Consider the following 15,808-nt stretch of genomic DNA (forward strand, 5'->3'; position numbering starts at 1 on the left):
GTGGGTGTGACCACCCAATGCCGCTGTCTTACTGGGCCATGTTTTGCGCAAGCCAACGCTCCAGCCAGTGAATGTTGTAGTCACCGCTGTGAATGTCGGATTCCTGCAAAAGCGCGTGGAACAGGGGAACCGTGGTGTCGATACCGTCGACGATCAATTCACCCAGCGCTCGTTCCAGCCGCGCCAGCGCTTCGGCCCGGTCACGGCCTTGCACGATCAGCTTGGCAATCAGAGAGTCGTAATAGGGCGGGATCGAATACCCGTCGTAAAGCGCCGAATCCATCCGGACGCCCAGTCCGCCCGGCGCGTGGTACGCTGTGATCTTGCCCGGGCAGGGCGAGAAGTTGGGCAGTTTTTCAGCGTTGATCCGAACTTCGATGGCGTGACCGTTGATCTCCAGATCGTCCTGGCCGAAGGACATCGGCTCACCTGCGGCGACGCGGATTTGCTCGCGCACCAGATCGACGCCAAAGATACCTTCGGTGACGGGATGTTCTACCTGCAGGCGGGTGTTCATCTCGATGAAATAGAACTCGCCTTTCTCATAGAGAAACTCGATGGTCCCGGCGCCGATGTAGTTAATCTTGGCCACCGCATCTGCGCAGACCTTGCCGATCTTGGCGCGTTCTTCCGGGGTGATGCAGGGGCCGGGGGCCTCTTCAAACACCTTCTGGTGGCGACGCTGCAGCGAACAATCGCGCTCGCCCAGATGTACGGCCTTGCCTTTGCCATCGCCGAACACCTGAATCTCGATGTGGCGCGGCGTGGTCAGGTATTTCTCGATATAGACCTCGTCGTTGCCAAAGGCGGCCTTGCCCTCGGCGCGCGCGGTCATGAATGCGCTTTCCATCTCGTCGGCATTCATCGCGACTTTCATGCCGCGCCCGCCGCCACCGGCGGTGGCCTTGATGATGACGGGATAGCCGAATTCCTCGCCGATCTGCTTGGCTGTGGCCAGATCAGGCACTCCGCCATCCGATCCCGGAACGCAGGGCACGCCCAGGGCTTTCATCGTATCCTTGGCGGTGATCTTGTCGCCCATGATGCGGATATGTTCCGCAGTGGGGCCGATGAAGGTAATGCCGTGGTCCTCGACGATCTGCACGAACTCGGCATTCTCGGACAGGAAGCCATAGCCGGGGTGAATGGCCTGCGCGCCGGTGATTTCACAGGCCGATATGATCGCAGGCATCGACAGGTAGCTTTGCGGGCTGGGCGGAGGGCCGATACACACCGATTCGTCCGCCATACGCACATGCATGGCGTCGCTGTCAGCGGTAGAATGCACGGCGACCGTCTTAATCCCCATCTCGCGCGCGGCACGGATCACGCGTAGGGCGATCTCGCCTCGGTTGGCAATCAGGATCTTGTCGAACATGGGCCCGCCTTACTCGATGATGACCAGAGGGGTGCCGAATTCCACAGCGTCGCCATCGCCGACCAGAATACGTTTGACTGTACCCGACTTGGGGGCGTGGATGTGGTTCATGGTCTTCATCGCCTCGACAATCAGCAACGTGTCGCCTTCAGACACGGATGCCCCGACAGAGATGAAAGAGGGTGCACCGGGTTCGGCCTGCATGTAGACAGTGCCAACCATGGGCGACGTCACGGCGCCGGGGTGGCTGGCGGGATCTTCGGCAGCGGCGGGCGCTTCCGCAGGGGCCGGAGCCGCAGCAGCAACGGGGGCGGCAGCGACCGGTGCAGCGGCCGGAACGGTCATCTGAACCGGGGCAGGCACGGCCTGCGACATGCGGCTGACGCGTACGTTCAGGCTGTCTTCCTCGCCATACTCGCGCTTGACCTGCAATTCGGTCAGGTCATTTTCGCGCAACAGTTCGGCCAATGCCTTGATGAACGCCACATCCGCTTCGTGCTTGGTATCTGTCATGAGTGTCCTCGACGGTTCCCCTTTGGCCCGTCTGTTTCGTGCGGGCTTTGGTCTGATTAGGCAGCGTTATAAGCCAAGCGCACGGTCATGAAAAGTGCCGTCTCGCCCTGCTAAATTGGGGTTTTACTCGGAAACGTGAGGGGGTGAGGCGCTCATAATGGCATCCCCGACAATTTGGCGACAAGCTCAGGCAGTTTCCGGGCGCCGAACTTCTCCAGAAGCCGCGCGCGGTAGGCCTCGATGGTGCGATAGCTCAGGCCCAGTTCGCCGCCGATCTCCTTGGCGGATAGCCCCCGGCACGACAGGATGGCCACTTCGCGTTCCCGCGCGGTCAGTTCGACCAGTGGCCGTTCTTCGGAGATGTCAGAAAAGCTCCAGATTCCATGTCGAAACGGGTCATCAGGCGTCAGCGAGCGTCCGCGCGCCCGGCACCAGAACAGATCGCCATTGCGCCGACGCATGACGCGTTCATCCGTGTAGTAGCCCGTATCGCGCATCACCTGCAGACTGCGCGCGCCAATGCGCTCCCAGTCGGCCACGGACGGGTAGAGATGCAGCAGAGGCATGTTGCGATATTCCGCTTCTTCGCCGCCAAAGGTGCGCGCGAATTGCAGATTGCATCGCCGGATGATCCGGTTTTCCAACTCGACAAGGCCGATCGGCGCGTATTCGAATGCAGGGTCGCTCATTTCTGTATCGTGCCGGGATTTGTGGTGAAAATGAAGTGGTATGAAGAAATAGATCGAACGGGGATGCCTGTTGGTGAATACTAAACGAAACGCATCGTGCGGTATAGCTTGTCAATTGTGTAAAGACTGCTTGAAAATAATGCCCTAAACTTCTTTTATTAATAATTTTATCTGAAAACAAATCTGGGATATACAGTAGCGGCAACCGAAGGGAGGGTGCTGCAATTCGGGGTGTATTGACAGGAAGCCGTATCAGGGAACGTCGGCAGATTGCTGGTATGCGCCAGTCCGAACTTGCCCGGCAGGTCGGCATTTCGGCCTCTTACCTGAATCTGATCGAACACAATCGACGCCGGATCGGCGGTAAGCTTTTGGTCGATATAGCGTCAGTTTTGATGGTGGAACCTTCGGTACTGACGCAAGGTATCGAGGCCACGCTGATTTCGGCTCTGCGTGAGGCTGCGGCGGAATCGGTCGGCCATTCCGCCGAAATTGACGGGCTGGAAGAATTTGCCGGACGCTTTCCTGGGTGGGCGAAGGTGCTGGCACAGATGCATCGGCGGGTCGTGTCGCTTGAACGCACAGTCGAAACACTGTCCGATCGCCTGACGCATGACCCGCACCTGGCCGCATCCATGCACGAGGTTCTGTCAACGGCAGCAGCGATTCGATCCACGGCAGCCATTCTGGTCGACACCCGGGATATCGAGGCCGAGTGGCAGGACCGATTTCATCGAAATCTGCATCAGGATGCAGAGCGTCTGGCCGACAGTTCAAAGGCGTTGGTGGCTTATCTGGATGACAACGACTCGGTAAACGATCGCCGGGGTGTGCCGCTGGAAGAGGCCGAGGCGTTCTTTTCGGATCATGCGCACCATTTCCCAATGATCGAAGAGAACGGAGCGACCGGCGAAATAGACCTCAACGCGCTTGATTCTGGTGCCGCCAGGGCCGTCACGCGCGATCTTCTGGGGCTTTATGCACGGGACGCACAGGCCCTGCCGCTTGAGCCACTGAAGGCAGCCCTGGCTGATACAGGAACAGATCCGCTGAAACTTGCGGCCCGGTTTTCGGTCGACCACGCCACGGTATTGCGCAGGCTGGCCTTTTTGCCCAAGGACACGCTGACCCGCCCGACAGGCCTCGTGATCTGCGACGCCTCGGGAAGCATCCTTTTCTTCAAGCCGGTACAAGGGTTTGCCTTGCCGCGATACGGCGAAGCCTGCCCGCTGTGGCCGTTGTATCAGGCGTTGAACCGGCCATTGGTGCCGATCCGCAGGCGTGTTCTGCAACTTGGCAGAACAGCGGCAGAATTCGAGTGTCATGCGGTGGCCTGGCCGCATAGCATATCGGGTCACGAGGACGGGCCGGATTACCGGTCTGTCATGCTGGTGCAACCGGTCGAGTTTGCCGGAGACACAAGTAATGCAAGTGTCCGCGCCGGTCCCGGCTGCCGCGTGTGTCCAAACCCGGAGTGCGGGTCGCGCCGCGAACCGTCGATTCTGAGTGAAGGTTTTTGACAGTTTCGTAACATAGCGCTTAATCTGAATGTGACAGGTCGCCAGGCGCGTGGCCGGTCTCGGGGAGGAATTGCAAATATGAGCCGTAAGGTTCTGTTGATTGAGGATGAGCCGAACATTGCTGAGGCCATTCGGTTTTTGCTGACGCGTGAAGGCTGGCAGGTCGAAACCCATGCCGAGGGTACGAATGCGGTTGAAGTGATTCAGGGGGCAAACCCTGATCTGGTGATACTGGACGTGATGTTGCCGGGTAAAAACGGCATGGACATCCTGCGGGATTTACGCGAGCTGGACGAGATGAAAGCTCTGCCGGTCCTGATGCTGACTGCGCGGGGCCAGTCCCGTGACCGCGAGATGGCTGAAAATGCCGGGGTCAGCCGGTTCATGACCAAGCCGTTTTCCAATGCCGAAGTTCTGACAGCGGTGCGGGACCTGCACGCACAGGCCACCCGGACATGAGCCAGAGCGAAGACCATCAGCCGCCAGCAGGGCGGTCTTCGCTGTTTCTTGAACGTCAAGGCTATCGTCGGCGCAGGTTGATGGATGCGGCCCGGTTGCTGCCCGTTCTGGGTGGCGCCCTTGTTGCAATCCCGCTGTTATGGCCCTCGGTAGATAGCGCCGGGGCCGGTGTTCCATTGTCCTCGGCCATCTATTACATCTTTGCCTGCTGGGGGCTGCTTATTCTGGCCAGTGTGGGATTTGGCTATGCGGCCAGGCGTTTGTCCCGGCGCGACGAAACCGAGGCGGATACGGATCAATGGCAACGCTGAACGTCCTGATCCTGGTCTGCCTGGGCTATGTCGTGTTGCTGTTTGGCGTTGCGTTCGCTGCCGACAGAATGGCGGCAGCGGGCAAGGGCAAATGGCTGCGTTCACCGCTGATATATACACTGTCCCTGTCGATCTACTGCACCGCCTGGACCTTCTACGGTGCGGTCGGAAACGCAGCCCGTTCGGGGCTGGAATTCGTGACCATTTATCTGGGGCCGACTTTGGTGATGATCGGTTGGTGGTGGGGCCTGCGCAAATTGGTCCGGGTCGGACGCAGCCAGCGCGTGACTTCGATCGCGGACCTGATCTCATCCCGCTACGGCAAGTCGAACACGCTGGCCATCTGCGTGACAATTCTGGCGGTACTGGGCGGTACGCCCTACATCGCGCTGCAATTGCAGTCGATAACCCTGTCCTTTTCCATTTTTGCCGAAGCAGACCCTTCGGGCCTCTATCGCGAAGGTTCCAGTGTATTCTGGGTCGCGGCAGGTCTTGCCGTTTTTGCAATCCTGTTCGGCACACGCAACCTGGACGCGAACGAGCGACACCACGGTGTGGTGACGGCCATCGCTCTGGAATCCGTGGTAAAACTGTTCGCCCTGCTTGCCGTCGGTGCGTTTGTGGTCTGGGGCGTTGCGGGTGGGATCTCCCCGATGATGGAGCGTATCGACGCGTCGGATATCGGTCGATGGAACGTGGATGCGGGCCGATGGACCACTTTTGTTTTCCTGTCCGCCGCTGCCTTTGTCTGTCTGCCGCGCATGTTCCAGGTCATGGTGGTGGAAAACGATGACGAAAGTCATCTGCGAACCGCTGCATGGGCATTTCCGCTGTATCTGCTGCTGATGAGTCTGTTTGTCGTTCCGATTGCCGTTGTGGGGCTGGATCTGTTGCCCGAAGGCTCGAACCCGGACCTGTTCGTTCTGACCGTGCCGCTGTCGCAGGGCAATGACTGGCTGGCGATGCTGTCCTTTATCGGCGGGTTCTCCTCGGCCACGTCTATGGTGATCGTGACTGCGATGGCGCTGTCGACCATGGTATCTAACCATATCGTCATGCCAATCTGGCTGAGCACGCAGGAAGGTTCCGGTTCGGTTTCGGGTGACGTGCGCAACGTGGTGTTGATGTCCCGCCGGGTGTCCATCGCAGCCCTGATGGCGCTGGGCTACTTTTACTACCGGCTGTCGGGGGGCGGGGCGGCTTTGGCCTCGATCGGTCTGATTGCTTTTGCGGGTGTATCCCAGATTCTGCCGGCAATGGTCGGCGGCCTGTTCTGGCGCGGTGCCACTCGAACCGGAGCACTTGCCGGGCTCAGCGTTGGGTTCGTCCTGTGGATCTACACCCTGCTTCTGCCGGGAATGGGCGGCGCCATAATGCCTGACAGCGTTGTGCAGAACGGGCTGTTCGGTTGGGGCTGGCTGCGGCCACAGGCGCTGTTCGGGATCGAGGGGATCGACCCGATGGTGCATTCCGTCCTGTGGTCCATGTCGCTGAACACCGTTGCCTTCTGTATCGCCTCGCTGCTGAGCTTTCCCAGCCCGCTTGAACGCCTGCAGGGTGCGCAGTTCGTCAATGTCTTTGATCACTCTGTCGCGCCGGGTGGCTGGACCGGTTCGGTCGCTCAAAGCGAAGATCTGATGATCATGACCCAGCGGATTCTGGGTGCGGGTCCCGCGCAGGAGTTCTTTCAGTCCGAGGCCAGACAACAGGGCGGGCGCGCCGATCTGCCTGAACCGACGCCGGGGTTTCTGGAACGGCTGGAACGCGAGTTGAGCGGTTCGGTTGGTGCCGCTACAGCCCATGCCATGATCGGACAGATCGTTGGCGGTGCATCGGTTTCCGTCGAAGATCTGTTGGCGGTCGCGGACGAATCCGCGGAACTGCTGGAATATTCTAGCAAGCTTGAGGAGAAGTCCGCAGAACTCAGCCGCACGGCGCGGAAACTGCGCGAAGCCAACACGAAGCTGACGCAGATTTCCGAGCAAAAGGACACGTTCCTCAGTCAGGTCAGCCACGAATTGCGTACGCCAATGACCTCGATCCGGGCTTTTTCCGAGATCATGCGTGACACGGACGGGCTGAAGCGCGAGGAACAGACCCGATATGCCGCGATCATTCATGACGAGGCGTTGCGTTTGACGCGTTTGCTGGACGATCTGCTGGATCTGAGTGTTCTTGAAAGTGGCAAGGTCAGTCTGAATATGGGGGACGACACGCTGCGCTCGGTCCTGGATCGAGCGGTCGCCAGCGCGCTTGCGGGAACCGAAAAGACTCTGAGTGTGCGGCGGGTGCGTGGTGCTGAACGGATTCCGCTGCACACGGATCTGGACCGCCTCGCCCAGGTGTTCATCAACCTGATTTCGAACGCTCAGAAATACTGCGACGCGACCGATCCGGAACTGACGATTTCCGCTCATGACATTGGCGGTCAGGTGGTGATTGACTTCGTGGACAATGGCACTGGCATCCCCCCCGAAGCGCGTTCGGTTGTGTTCGAGAAATTTGCCCGCGTAGGGGTCGAAAAGGCCCAGGGGGCGGGGTTGGGTCTGGCGATCTGCCGCGAGATCGTGCAGCGGCTGGGCGGCGAGATCAACTATCTCGCGGGGCAGGGCGGGGCGGCGTTCCGGGTCAGCCTGCCGCTGGCCTACCGGCAGGCTGCGCAATAACGGCCGTCTAAAGACATTCGTAACTTTGGCTGGGTTACACCTGAACCTGGAATTCGGAATAAGGTGGCGAACAGGGCGATGACACAACCCGTCAATGCGGCTTTGGCGCGTAAGCTTGCAATCAGGCCGACCGAACCCGACGACACGCCCCGACCGGTGCTGCGGGCCCTCCGACTGGCACTGGCCAGGGCGGCGGGCGAACAATGGAACCTACCACTAACTGTAATCGGCGCAAAACAGACGACCTGCCCGCAGGACGGGTTGGCTGACCTGATAGGGAAAGACTGGCTTTTGCTGTTGTTTCGGGCGGACAATGGGGTCATGGCTGCCGTTTGTCTGAACCCCGGCGCTGTGTCCGCGATCGTGCAGGCGCAAGCCTTCGGTGAGGTGCTGCCGGGTGAACCTCAGCCGCGCCCTTTCACTGAAACAGATGCGGCCATGGTGGCACCTCTGATCGAAGATACGCTGGCTCGGTCCGTCGATCTGGTCGCCTTGGCGTCCGATCAGGCGAGCCTGTCGGGGTTTGAGTTTGCTTCCCGCCTGCCGGATACACGGGCCTTGTCACTGGCGTTGGTGGAAGACAGATACCGCCTTTTCGACCTGACTGTGGAGCTGGGCGGAGGGGCGCGGCAAGGTCAGATGTGCTTTCTGCAACCCGAGCCAGCACAGGTTGCGGAAACCGGTGACGCGGCCATTCAGCAAACAGGGCCCCGACTGGATCAGGCGACTGGCGTTTTGCGGGTTGAACTGAATTCTGTGATCTGCCGGATGTCGCTGCCCCTGACGGGATTGTCGGAACTAAAGGTGGGCGATGTTGTTCCCCTGACCGGCGCAAGGCTGGACCGTACCAGGCTCCTGACGATTGACAAAAGCCCCGTCGCTGTCGGTCGTCTGGGTCAATGTGGGGGAATGCGCGCTGTTCGGCTGAATGAGCAAGGAATTACACCTGTTCCCGCCGATGCGGCAGCGTTGGCATTTCTGGAAAGCAAGCCCGACGAAAAACAGTCGATCCCCAAAGATCCAACCGCACAAGTCGATGCGGTTGAGGCCTCCTTGCCAAGAGACACGCGTTTGCTGACATCAGCCGATGCGGAACTGAATTTTGAGGACACGGACCAAATGGCCGCCGAGATATCCCAGCTTGCTGGATTGACCGGGCCGGAAACCGACCCGGGCCATAATTTCTGATCAGCTTTTTTCCTTGCGCATGTGATCCAATGCCGGACGCAGGTTGTCCAGCATGTAACCTGCATTGGTTGTAGCGGACAGGATGTCATCCGTGCTCATCCGATCACATTGTCCCAGCGCCCAGACCACCGAGCATCGCGTGCCTGATGCGCAATAGGCCAGAACCGGCCCGCTGCAGCTTTCCGCCAGTTCACGTTGAAGCGCCGCGTTCTCGGGGGTCATGGTCTGGTGTGTCAGTTCCAAAACCTCGTATTCCATCCCTGCATCGCGAACTGCCTGTCCGATGGCGTCAGACTGCATGTTCGCCGGAACTTCGATGTTGGGCCTGTTGCAGATGACTTTAGCAAATCCAGCCGCAGCGATAGCTGGCACATCCTCGACCGTGATTTGTGGCGAGACGGCATAGCGGGGGGTGATTGGTCGAATCTCCATTCTGATTGCTTAGGCCGGGTTTGCGGTTCTGTCCAGTTGCGAACCAAGGGTTGGAGCCATCAACATTCCCGTGATCATTGCGACCATAAACACAACGCCGCCAACCCCGCCGTAGCTGAGCGACGCAATGGCCGGGCCCGGGCACAATCCGGCCAGCCCCCAGCCGGCCCCGAACAGAACCGATCCAATGATCAGACGGCGATCCAGTTCCGATGACGGTGCGGTCGGAAACTGCCCACCCACCAGAGGTGCGCGGTTGGTCGTCAGCTGCCAGGCAACCAACATAGGCAGAATTGCACCTCCCATCACAAAGGCCAGGGTCGGATCCCAATTGCCGAACACGTCCAGCCAGCCTTGCACCTTGGTGGTGTCCGTCATGCCCGAGATCAGAAGACCCGCGCCGAAAAGGGATCCGGCAATCAGAGAAATCAGAACGCGCATCAGATCACCCCCCAGACGTGCCGCAGCAGGGCAATCGTCAGCCCGCCCGCGGCGATGTAGACAATCGTGGCAACGATTCCACGCGCAGAAAATCGCGAGATGCCGCACACACCGTGCCCGGAGGTGCAGCCGTTCGCGATCCGGGTGCCGACGCCAACCAGAAGGCCGGCGGCTATCACAACCGCGATGTTTCCGGCCAGATGGGTTTCAGCTTGCGGATTCATCAAGGGGCGAAGCAATGCCGGTATGGCGACAACACCGGCGATGAACGCCAAACGCTCGGTCATTCTGCCGCTGCGATCCACCAACCCGCCAAGGATACCGCTGGCGCCCATGATGCGGCCGTTTCCCAACAGATAAACCGCTGCGCCAAGCCCGATCAGAAGGCCTCCGGCGAGGCCCCATATCCAGTCTGCATTCATGTTGTTTTGCCTTCTTCTAAGCGCCTGTACGCGTCAAAGCTTGTTGAGGGGCAGCTTCAGAAACACGTCGCCTTTTTCGTCCGCAGGCGGCATCTGCCCGGCCCGCATATTGACCTGTAGCGATGGCAGGATCAGCCGGGGCATCGCCAGTGTCGCATCCCGCGCATCCCGCATTTCCACGAATTCTTCGATGCTGCGTCCCTGTCCGATATGTACGTTCAGCGCCTTTTGCTCGCCCACCGTCGTTTCCCAGGCAAACTCATCGCGTCCGGGTGCCTTGTAGTCGTGCCCGACGAAAATCCGGGTTTCATCCGGCAAGGACAGGATTTTCTGGATCGAGGCATACAGCATTTCGGAGGAGCCGCCCGGAAAATCGCAACGTGCGGTTCCGAAATCGGGCATGAACAGGGTGTCCCCGACAAAAGCCGCGTCACCGATCACATAGGTCATGCAAGCCGGGGTGTGCCCGGGCGTATGCAGAACGTCGCCCCGCATCTGGCCGATGTGAAAGCTGTCATTTTCCGAGAACAGAGCGTCGAACTGACTGCCGTCGCGTTGGAATTCCGTACCTTCATTGAACACCTTGCCGAACGTGTCCTGCACCGTGACGATCTGGGCGCCTATCCCGATCTTTCCGCCCAACTCCTGCTGCAGATAGGGCGCGGCCGACAGGTGATCCGCATGCACATGGCTTTCCAGAATCCATTCGACTTTCAGTCCGCCGGACCTGACGTATTCGATGATCCGGTCTGCCGAACCCGTGCCGGTCCGCCCCGATGCATGGTCAAAATCCAGCACGCTGTCGATAATTGCGCACGCAGTGCCTTCGGGCTCTTGCACGACATAGGATACGGTGAATGTATCCGGATCGAAAAAGGCTTTCACTACTGGTGTCATGCACACCCCCATTAAACGTATCACATATCATATAGTAAATTCGGAATGTGATGCAATCATCAATTCCTTGTTGATGTCGGTCAAGGCATTCTGACTCGGAACCGCATAAAATTCATGCAGTGCGCGCAAAGTGGCGAAATCTTCCCCGGGAACCGGCGGGAATCCGCAACCTTGGGTGGAAATGTTCTGAAAGTCGCAATACCGTTACTTACTACGCATATCTGCAAGACTGGCACCATTTGGGAGGATGGAAATGTCGAAACAGAATCTCTACTCAGAAGCTGAACAACTGGAGCGTCAATTGCAGGGTGCATGCCTTGAAACACGACTGGCCCTTCAGCCCTCCGTCAGCAAAATGATTGACCGTCTGCATCAGCGGGGGCTGCATGTGCCGTCCCGCCTGAAGCGTCTGGATGCGTCGCTGTGCGAAGACGCCATGGAAGCGCGCTTCGACAACCTGCCAGTCTGAGCTTAGTTGGTCATCCGAACGAGATGCCGAGGATGACCAGCATCAGCCCGATCACCGATAAAAACAATGAGGCGAGGTTCCACGGCAGAACGCTTTGAACAGCCGCGCGCAATTCATCATCCGAAAGACCGGCCTTGCGCGCCTTCATCACGCGCAGAATGCACCAGACCAGCCCGGCCAGCCCCGCCAGCGAAAGAGCGGCACCGCTCCATGTGATGTGTTCGAACATGGGTTTCCACATATTGCCTTTTTCTCAAGCTGCGCTTAGCGGATCAGGCCGGATGGCACAAGCCTGGCCCGCTATTGGGTGCTTGCGGCCCGGACGGCACCGATGTATCCGGCATATTGCCCGATGTTACAGCATCAGACCGCAGCCTCTGGGAGAGACGTAAATGGAAGACATGACCGAAGATCAGGCCACCGCCAACTACCGTGTGACGGCGGGTGAATTGCGCCAGTTCATCGAACGGTTCGAGCGCCTCGATGCCGAAAAAAAAGACATTGCCGAACAGCAAAAAGAGGTGATGGCAGAAGCCAAGGCGCGCGGCTACGACACCAGGGTCATGCGCAAGGTAATCGCGCTGCGCAAACGGGACAAGGACGACATCGCCGAGGAAGAGGCGGTTCTTGAAATGTACAAAGAAGCTTTGGGTATGAGCTAGGCTCAGAACCACGGGGTTCTGTGCTGCCATTCTGCTCGGGTCTTAGGGGGAAGCCAGCGAATTTCGGGCTGTCGCAGCGTTCAGGCGCAGTGTGGGTCTTCAATCCTTGCTAACGCAATTCATCAAACCCAATACGAGGTTCACCCGCGGCGGTAGCACCCCATACCGGATGACTGCTACCCTCGGCCGACCATCAGGGTTTCAGAAAGCGAATGCCCGGCATGGATTGAATTCGGGCTAGGTCCTGTTCGTAAAGCTCGGAAAACGCTTCGACTATATCTGCGCTCCAGCCGGGCAATTCCAACTCCTCTTCAACCTCTTCAGGCAATGCGTGTGTTTCAAAGATCCCGGCCAGTTCCTCGCGCAGAACATGCTTGTCGGGTTGAGGGTCCTGACGGATCAGCGCCAGAACCTCGCGCTTGCCGGGTTCCGTCAGCAGGGAAGAGAGGAAGGCATATTCATCCTGCATCACCACATCGTCGTCTAGCCCGGCCATCGCGCGCAGCACATCCCCCCAGATCAGAGGCGTATCCTCGTTGCACCAAAGCGTTATGCCGACCCCGGGTGCAAGATCGCGAATATCTTCTATCGTGCTGAGCCAACTCAGGCAGCTCAGATCGGTGTCCCGGAGGATCTGATCGCGACGGTCTTGCGGAAGTGCCGCTAGGGTTTTCGGAATGAAGCTTGCGGGATTGATCAGCCCGAAAAACAACTCGACCTGATCATTGGGGAAGGCGTGTTCCAGGATGGCCATGCGTTGCCCGGCCGCAGGATAGAACTGTCCATCCTTTATGGCCTCGACCGGCTCACCGATGAAATCCGGGCTGGTGAATATTGTTCGCTGAGTGTTTTCGTCATCCGGCAGTATTTCCATAAGCCGGACAAGCTCATCAGTGGAAACCGGATGCGATCCTATCGCGTTGAACACAGGCCGAAAAACCTGTCGATAGCGCCGTGGTCCAACCAGAGACACCCCATGCGCAGACAGGATGTTCAAATTCGCCTGCAATGAGTTCAGCAGCCGACCATCGTCCGCAAAAGCTCCGCCTGCGTGAATGACAACCTGCATCTTTCTGTTTCAGCCCTTGCGTCCTCATGGTGCCTTGTCGGGTTACAGCCTGCAGCAACCACAGTCAAATTCGCAACGGGGAACAGTGGCACAGTTATCAAAACGTTCTGGGAAAGATTTCCATGCGGGCAATAATTGTGGGTTGCAGTCCCTTTCCGGAGAGAGTAATCGAACGCCAGCGCCCCTATAGCTCAGCTGGTAGAGCAACTGATTTGTAATCAGTAGGTCCGCGGTTCGAGTCCGTGTGGGGGCACCATAACACAAGATAAAATGCTGTAATTTAACGTTTTTCAGAGCGATAGCTTGTGTATCCCCTGATTTATCCCCTGTTTATTTGTTGATGGATGTGAACCCAAAATTTCTTGCCATCGTTTCCGTTGATACGCATTCTTCTAATAAGATTGATGATAGTAAATGTTGGTATTTGTTGGAATTAGGCTGTGAAAATGTCCCAACTTTAACGGGCAACCCGACCTAGGTTTAATACCTAATAACGATGCTAGGCTCCGACGGCAGCTTTCATGAACAACGGACGTTTATCGAAACTGGGCGACTGACCGAGTTGCGGACAAACCAGCCCTTTGCATTGAACACCGCAGTGTTCACAGACAGAATAACTATGCTTGGGCAGTGCAAGGCATTTGCGCCGGGTAAAGCGAAACAAAATGCTACAATTTGACAAGCCAAAGCGAATAAACGAATTGAGTTTTATCACAGGCCGTCAGAAGCTTTGTCTTTAGCAACCTTTATTGAGATTAGGTTAACGTTTGTTCATACAGCGGTTTATGCCTTGTGTAATAGCCAGCCACGGACCACCTAAAAAGCTAATAGACTTGGTAAATCACGAGGAAATCCTGATGAAGAAGGCACTGATAGCCAGCTTGCTCGGAAGCTCAATTTTCTTGACCGCATGCGGAGTACCGGCAACGCCAACTCAGGCACAAGTCCAACATGATGCTCGTTGCGCCGGAGGTGTTTTAGGTGGAGCTGCGATTGGTGGAATAGTTGGAAATCGCTTCGGCGGCGGGACAGGCAATGCCTTGGCTACGGCAGCCGGCGCTGGGCTTGGAATGTATGCAGGTCAATCGGTTTGTAACTGAAGAATGCATACTGAAGGGCAGGCAGGGCACTGCTCGGATAACTAACCTGTTCCTTGGGATACTCGCGGTTCTGCGCTTCTCCGAAGAGCCAGAGTTGAAGATGGACCTCCGATTTGGGCTCGACGCGATCATTCGATCAGATCTGAAGAACGGCTGCCATGCGGGAAATGACAATGATGCTTTTGTCTCCGCTCTGCGCTTTCGCAAATTCTGAGACTCTAATAGCATCTTCACGCAAGTTACTTCCTTCAAAAAAATAGTGGCCACTAGCCAAATGATGGCCATAGTGTACTGCGCGTTTCATTGGTCGTAGTGAGGTCGAAATGCTCGCAGACATGCGAGATATAGTTCAAAAGGCTCTCCCACTTGGGGGGCTTGCGCTAATATTCCTGTTAGGGGTGCTGACGCTCAGCCCATTCCTTCCTGCATTGTTATGGGCCCTTTTTATTTCGGTCGCCATTTTGCCCTTTCATGCGCAGCTTACAAACCAACTTGGACAAAGACGTGCACTGGCGACTGGCCTTACTGTCGTCGGGTTGATACTCATCGTACTTGTCCCGATGTTGTTACTTTTTCGCTCCGTTGTAGGGATTTTGCCAGAATTAGCGATTGCCGCCGCAAACAGAGACAGCCTTGAATGGATTGGCGTTGATCTTCCCGCCGGTATCTCCGCAACTTGGCGCGATCTTTGGATAGGAATACGAGATGACTTGGAGGCGTTGCGCACTTTGATTGGCGATGATCTGCGTTTGCTTCTCTCGACAATTGTGTTCGAAGGTCGGTTAATCGGTTATTTTGTTTTGGAGTTTTTGCTGGGCCTGATCCTTGCGGGGGTAATTCTACATAACTCGCAGTATCTCAGCCTGCTCGCAGGCAAGGCGGCACTAAAACTTGGAGGAACGCGGGTCGCCGACCTTGGTGCTCGCTCGATCCTAACGATCCGCTATACCGTGCTTGGTGTTCTTGGATCAGCGGCTGTACAGGCCTGTGTAGCTGCTTTCGCATACTGGCTCGTCGGCGCGCCACATTGGCCACTCCTGGCGTTCGCAACCTTTATGCTTGGCCTTCTGCAAGTCGGCCCGATCCTGATTTGGGCACCACTTTCGATCTGGCTTTGGATGAATGATCAGTCGGTCATGGCGACCTTTATGGTTCTCTGGGGGCTTGTCGCGGTTGGGCTTTCCGACAACCTCGTAAAAGCACTTGTTGTATCGCGCGGAGCGGACTTGCCGGCAATTCTGGTTTTTCTTGGCGCTATCGGCGGGCTACTTTTTTGGGGAGTCGTTGGGGTATTCCTCGGTCCTGTCATTCTTGCACTGTGTCTCGAGTTGATTCTTTGGTGGCTCGGCGCGGAACGCTCCGATGACGAGGTTCGAGAGCTGAACGAAGAAGACCTCCAATAGCCTGAATCTGTTTGAAAAGGTTCTGAAGGGAACACCATGCGACCGATGCCCTTGCAGACTGCGCAGCGAATTCCGAATAAATCACTGGCTTCCTCGATCCTTAAGTGCCGACATGTCTGGCAACGGGGCAGCGTTCGCTTTTTACCTTAATGAGCACCTACTTCAGAACCGAACACTGTGCTAGCAGAG

Annotated in this window: 18 protein-coding genes and 1 tRNA gene; 10 read left to right on the forward strand and 9 right to left on the reverse strand. The window is 57.5% G+C overall.

The features are described from left to right. Positions 1 to 28 precede the first annotated feature (28 nt). The 3 genes from accC to ACR3EQ_RS19490 form a co-directional block, all read right to left on the reverse strand. The gene (gene accC, locus ACR3EQ_RS19480) at positions 29 to 1,378 is read right to left on the reverse strand and encodes an acetyl-CoA carboxylase biotin carboxylase subunit (RefSeq protein ID WP_170614694.1); all 1,350 of its coding nucleotides are present in this window, start codon (positions 1,376 to 1,378) and stop codon (positions 29 to 31) included. A 9-nt stretch (positions 1,379 to 1,387) separates the two neighbouring features. Next, the gene (accB, locus tag ACR3EQ_RS19485) at positions 1,388 to 1,891 is read right to left on the reverse strand and encodes an acetyl-CoA carboxylase biotin carboxyl carrier protein (protein WP_170614693.1); all 504 of its coding nucleotides are present in this window, start codon (positions 1,889 to 1,891) and stop codon (positions 1,388 to 1,390) included. 152 nt (positions 1,892 to 2,043) lie between these two features. Next, positions 2,044 to 2,580 (reverse strand): LuxR C-terminal-related transcriptional regulator, encoded by a 537-nt coding sequence (locus tag ACR3EQ_RS19490; protein ID WP_170614692.1) that lies wholly within the window; start codon positions 2,578 to 2,580, stop codon positions 2,044 to 2,046. A 224-nt stretch (positions 2,581 to 2,804) separates the two neighbouring features. Here ACR3EQ_RS19490 and ACR3EQ_RS19495 point away from each other — a divergent pair, with 224 nt between their 5' ends. From ACR3EQ_RS19495 to ACR3EQ_RS19515, 5 genes are all read left to right on the forward strand, one after another. Continuing rightward, positions 2,805 to 4,100 (forward strand): helix-turn-helix transcriptional regulator, encoded by a 1,296-nt coding sequence (locus tag ACR3EQ_RS19495; protein ID WP_170614904.1) that lies wholly within the window; start codon positions 2,805 to 2,807, stop codon positions 4,098 to 4,100. Between the two features lie 78 nt (positions 4,101 to 4,178). Further along, positions 4,179 to 4,559 (forward strand): response regulator, encoded by a 381-nt coding sequence (locus tag ACR3EQ_RS19500; protein WP_170614691.1) that lies wholly within the window; start codon positions 4,179 to 4,181, stop codon positions 4,557 to 4,559. Next, entirely contained in the window at positions 4,556 to 4,870 is a 315-nt protein-coding gene (locus tag ACR3EQ_RS19505) for a hypothetical protein (RefSeq protein ID WP_170807953.1), read from the forward strand. Before ACR3EQ_RS19500 ends, ACR3EQ_RS19505 begins: the two co-directional genes overlap by 4 nt. After that, the gene (locus ACR3EQ_RS19510) at positions 4,858 to 7,536 is read left to right on the forward strand and encodes an ATP-binding protein (protein WP_170614689.1); all 2,679 of its coding nucleotides are present in this window, start codon (positions 4,858 to 4,860) and stop codon (positions 7,534 to 7,536) included. The genes ACR3EQ_RS19505 and ACR3EQ_RS19510 overlap by 13 nt, the downstream gene beginning before the upstream one ends. A gap of 78 nt (positions 7,537 to 7,614) precedes the next feature. Continuing rightward, the gene (locus ACR3EQ_RS19515) at positions 7,615 to 8,724 is read left to right on the forward strand and encodes a FliM/FliN family flagellar motor C-terminal domain-containing protein (RefSeq protein WP_480491654.1); all 1,110 of its coding nucleotides are present in this window, start codon (positions 7,615 to 7,617) and stop codon (positions 8,722 to 8,724) included. Here the strand turns inward: ACR3EQ_RS19515 and ACR3EQ_RS19520 are convergent, their stop codons facing one another. Genes ACR3EQ_RS19520 through ACR3EQ_RS19535 form a run of 4 tightly spaced genes read right to left on the reverse strand, consistent with a single transcriptional unit; the run spans position 8,725 to position 10,916 of the window. Further along, positions 8,725 to 9,156: a protein tyrosine phosphatase family protein gene (locus ACR3EQ_RS19520; protein ID WP_480491656.1), complete on the reverse strand. Its 432-nt coding sequence runs from the start codon at positions 9,154 to 9,156 to the stop codon at positions 8,725 to 8,727. Positions 9,157 to 9,165: 9 nt separating this feature from the next. After that, the gene (locus ACR3EQ_RS19525; RefSeq protein WP_170614686.1) at positions 9,166 to 9,597 is read right to left on the reverse strand and encodes a DUF6691 family protein; all 432 of its coding nucleotides are present in this window, start codon (positions 9,595 to 9,597) and stop codon (positions 9,166 to 9,168) included. Further along, complete coding sequence (locus ACR3EQ_RS19530) at positions 9,597 to 10,019, reverse strand: YeeE/YedE thiosulfate transporter family protein (RefSeq protein ID WP_170614685.1); 423 nt, start codon at positions 10,017 to 10,019, stop codon at positions 9,597 to 9,599. The genes ACR3EQ_RS19525 and ACR3EQ_RS19530 overlap by 1 nt, the downstream gene beginning before the upstream one ends. 33 nt (positions 10,020 to 10,052) lie before the next feature. Further along, positions 10,053 to 10,916: an MBL fold metallo-hydrolase gene (locus tag ACR3EQ_RS19535; protein ID WP_170619544.1), complete on the reverse strand. Its 864-nt coding sequence runs from the start codon at positions 10,914 to 10,916 to the stop codon at positions 10,053 to 10,055. Between the two features lie 253 nt (positions 10,917 to 11,169). Between ACR3EQ_RS19535 and ACR3EQ_RS19540 the strand changes: the two genes are divergently transcribed. Next, the gene (locus tag ACR3EQ_RS19540; protein ID WP_170614683.1) at positions 11,170 to 11,385 is read left to right on the forward strand and encodes a hypothetical protein; all 216 of its coding nucleotides are present in this window, start codon (positions 11,170 to 11,172) and stop codon (positions 11,383 to 11,385) included. 10 nt (positions 11,386 to 11,395) lie between these two features. Here ACR3EQ_RS19540 and ACR3EQ_RS19545 read toward each other — a convergent pair whose 3' ends face one another. Further along, positions 11,396 to 11,614: a hypothetical protein gene (locus ACR3EQ_RS19545; protein ID WP_480491658.1), complete on the reverse strand. Its 219-nt coding sequence runs from the start codon at positions 11,612 to 11,614 to the stop codon at positions 11,396 to 11,398. Between the two features lie 163 nt (positions 11,615 to 11,777). On the opposite strand from ACR3EQ_RS19545, the gene ACR3EQ_RS19550 reads away from it, so the two are divergent. Beyond that, a complete protein-coding gene (locus tag ACR3EQ_RS19550) occupies positions 11,778 to 12,047 on the forward strand; it encodes a DUF2312 domain-containing protein (protein WP_480491660.1) in 270 nt (89 codons plus the stop codon). Positions 12,048 to 12,240: 193 nt separating this feature from the next. On the opposite strand, the gene ACR3EQ_RS19555 is transcribed toward ACR3EQ_RS19550, so the two are convergent. Then, on the reverse strand, positions 12,241 to 13,116 hold the full coding sequence (locus tag ACR3EQ_RS19555; protein WP_170614680.1) for a hypothetical protein: 876 nt from the start codon (positions 13,114 to 13,116) through the stop codon (positions 12,241 to 12,243). A 180-nt stretch (positions 13,117 to 13,296) separates the two neighbouring features. Between ACR3EQ_RS19555 and ACR3EQ_RS19560 the strand changes: the two genes are divergently transcribed. The 3 genes from ACR3EQ_RS19560 (at position 13,297) to ACR3EQ_RS19570 (ending at position 15,619) form a co-directional block, all read left to right on the forward strand. Next, positions 13,297 to 13,372 (forward strand) — tRNA-Thr (locus ACR3EQ_RS19560). Between the two features lie 745 nt (positions 13,373 to 14,117). Further along, on the forward strand, positions 14,118 to 14,216 hold the full coding sequence (locus ACR3EQ_RS19565) for a hypothetical protein (protein ID WP_480491811.1): 99 nt from the start codon (positions 14,118 to 14,120) through the stop codon (positions 14,214 to 14,216). A gap of 323 nt (positions 14,217 to 14,539) precedes the next feature. Beyond that, a complete protein-coding gene (locus tag ACR3EQ_RS19570) occupies positions 14,540 to 15,619 on the forward strand; it encodes an AI-2E family transporter (RefSeq protein WP_170681394.1) in 1,080 nt (359 codons plus the stop codon). Positions 15,620 to 15,808 lie beyond the last annotated feature (189 nt).

Source organism: Ruegeria sp. AN11, from assembly GCF_056536005.1.

What these genes read in the sequence shown, in the direction of transcription:
- accC (WP_170614694.1), bottom strand. Translation starts at nt 1,378, where the DNA reads ATGTTCGACAAGATCCTGATTGCCAACCGAGGCGAGATCGCCCTACGC.
- accB (WP_170614693.1), bottom strand. Translation starts at nt 1,891, where the DNA reads ATGACAGATACCAAGCACGAAGCGGATGTGGCGTTCATCAAGGCATTG.
- ACR3EQ_RS19490 (WP_170614692.1), bottom strand. Translation starts at nt 2,580, where the DNA reads ATGAGCGACCCTGCATTCGAATACGCGCCGATCGGCCTTGTCGAGTTG.
- ACR3EQ_RS19500 (WP_170614691.1), top strand. Translation starts at nt 4,179, where the DNA reads ATGAGCCGTAAGGTTCTGTTGATTGAGGATGAGCCGAACATTGCTGAG.
- ACR3EQ_RS19505 (WP_170807953.1), top strand. Translation starts at nt 4,556, where the DNA reads ATGAGCCAGAGCGAAGACCATCAGCCGCCAGCAGGGCGGTCTTCGCTG.
- ACR3EQ_RS19510 (WP_170614689.1), top strand. Translation starts at nt 4,858, where the DNA reads ATGGCAACGCTGAACGTCCTGATCCTGGTCTGCCTGGGCTATGTCGTG.
- ACR3EQ_RS19515 (WP_480491654.1), top strand. Translation starts at nt 7,615, where the DNA reads ATGACACAACCCGTCAATGCGGCTTTGGCGCGTAAGCTTGCAATCAGG.
- ACR3EQ_RS19520 (WP_480491656.1), bottom strand. Translation starts at nt 9,156, where the DNA reads ATGGAGATTCGACCAATCACCCCCCGCTATGCCGTCTCGCCACAAATC.
- ACR3EQ_RS19525 (WP_170614686.1), bottom strand. Translation starts at nt 9,597, where the DNA reads ATGCGCGTTCTGATTTCTCTGATTGCCGGATCCCTTTTCGGCGCGGGT.
- ACR3EQ_RS19530 (WP_170614685.1), bottom strand. Translation starts at nt 10,019, where the DNA reads ATGAATGCAGACTGGATATGGGGCCTCGCCGGAGGCCTTCTGATCGGG.
- ACR3EQ_RS19535 (WP_170619544.1), bottom strand. Translation starts at nt 10,916, where the DNA reads ATGACACCAGTAGTGAAAGCCTTTTTCGATCCGGATACATTCACCGTA.
- ACR3EQ_RS19540 (WP_170614683.1), top strand. Translation starts at nt 11,170, where the DNA reads ATGTCGAAACAGAATCTCTACTCAGAAGCTGAACAACTGGAGCGTCAA.
- ACR3EQ_RS19545 (WP_480491658.1), bottom strand. Translation starts at nt 11,614, where the DNA reads ATGTTCGAACACATCACATGGAGCGGTGCCGCTCTTTCGCTGGCGGGG.
- ACR3EQ_RS19550 (WP_480491660.1), top strand. Translation starts at nt 11,778, where the DNA reads ATGGAAGACATGACCGAAGATCAGGCCACCGCCAACTACCGTGTGACG.
- ACR3EQ_RS19555 (WP_170614680.1), bottom strand. Translation starts at nt 13,116, where the DNA reads ATGCAGGTTGTCATTCACGCAGGCGGAGCTTTTGCGGACGATGGTCGG.
- ACR3EQ_RS19570 (WP_170681394.1), top strand. Translation starts at nt 14,540, where the DNA reads ATGCTCGCAGACATGCGAGATATAGTTCAAAAGGCTCTCCCACTTGGG.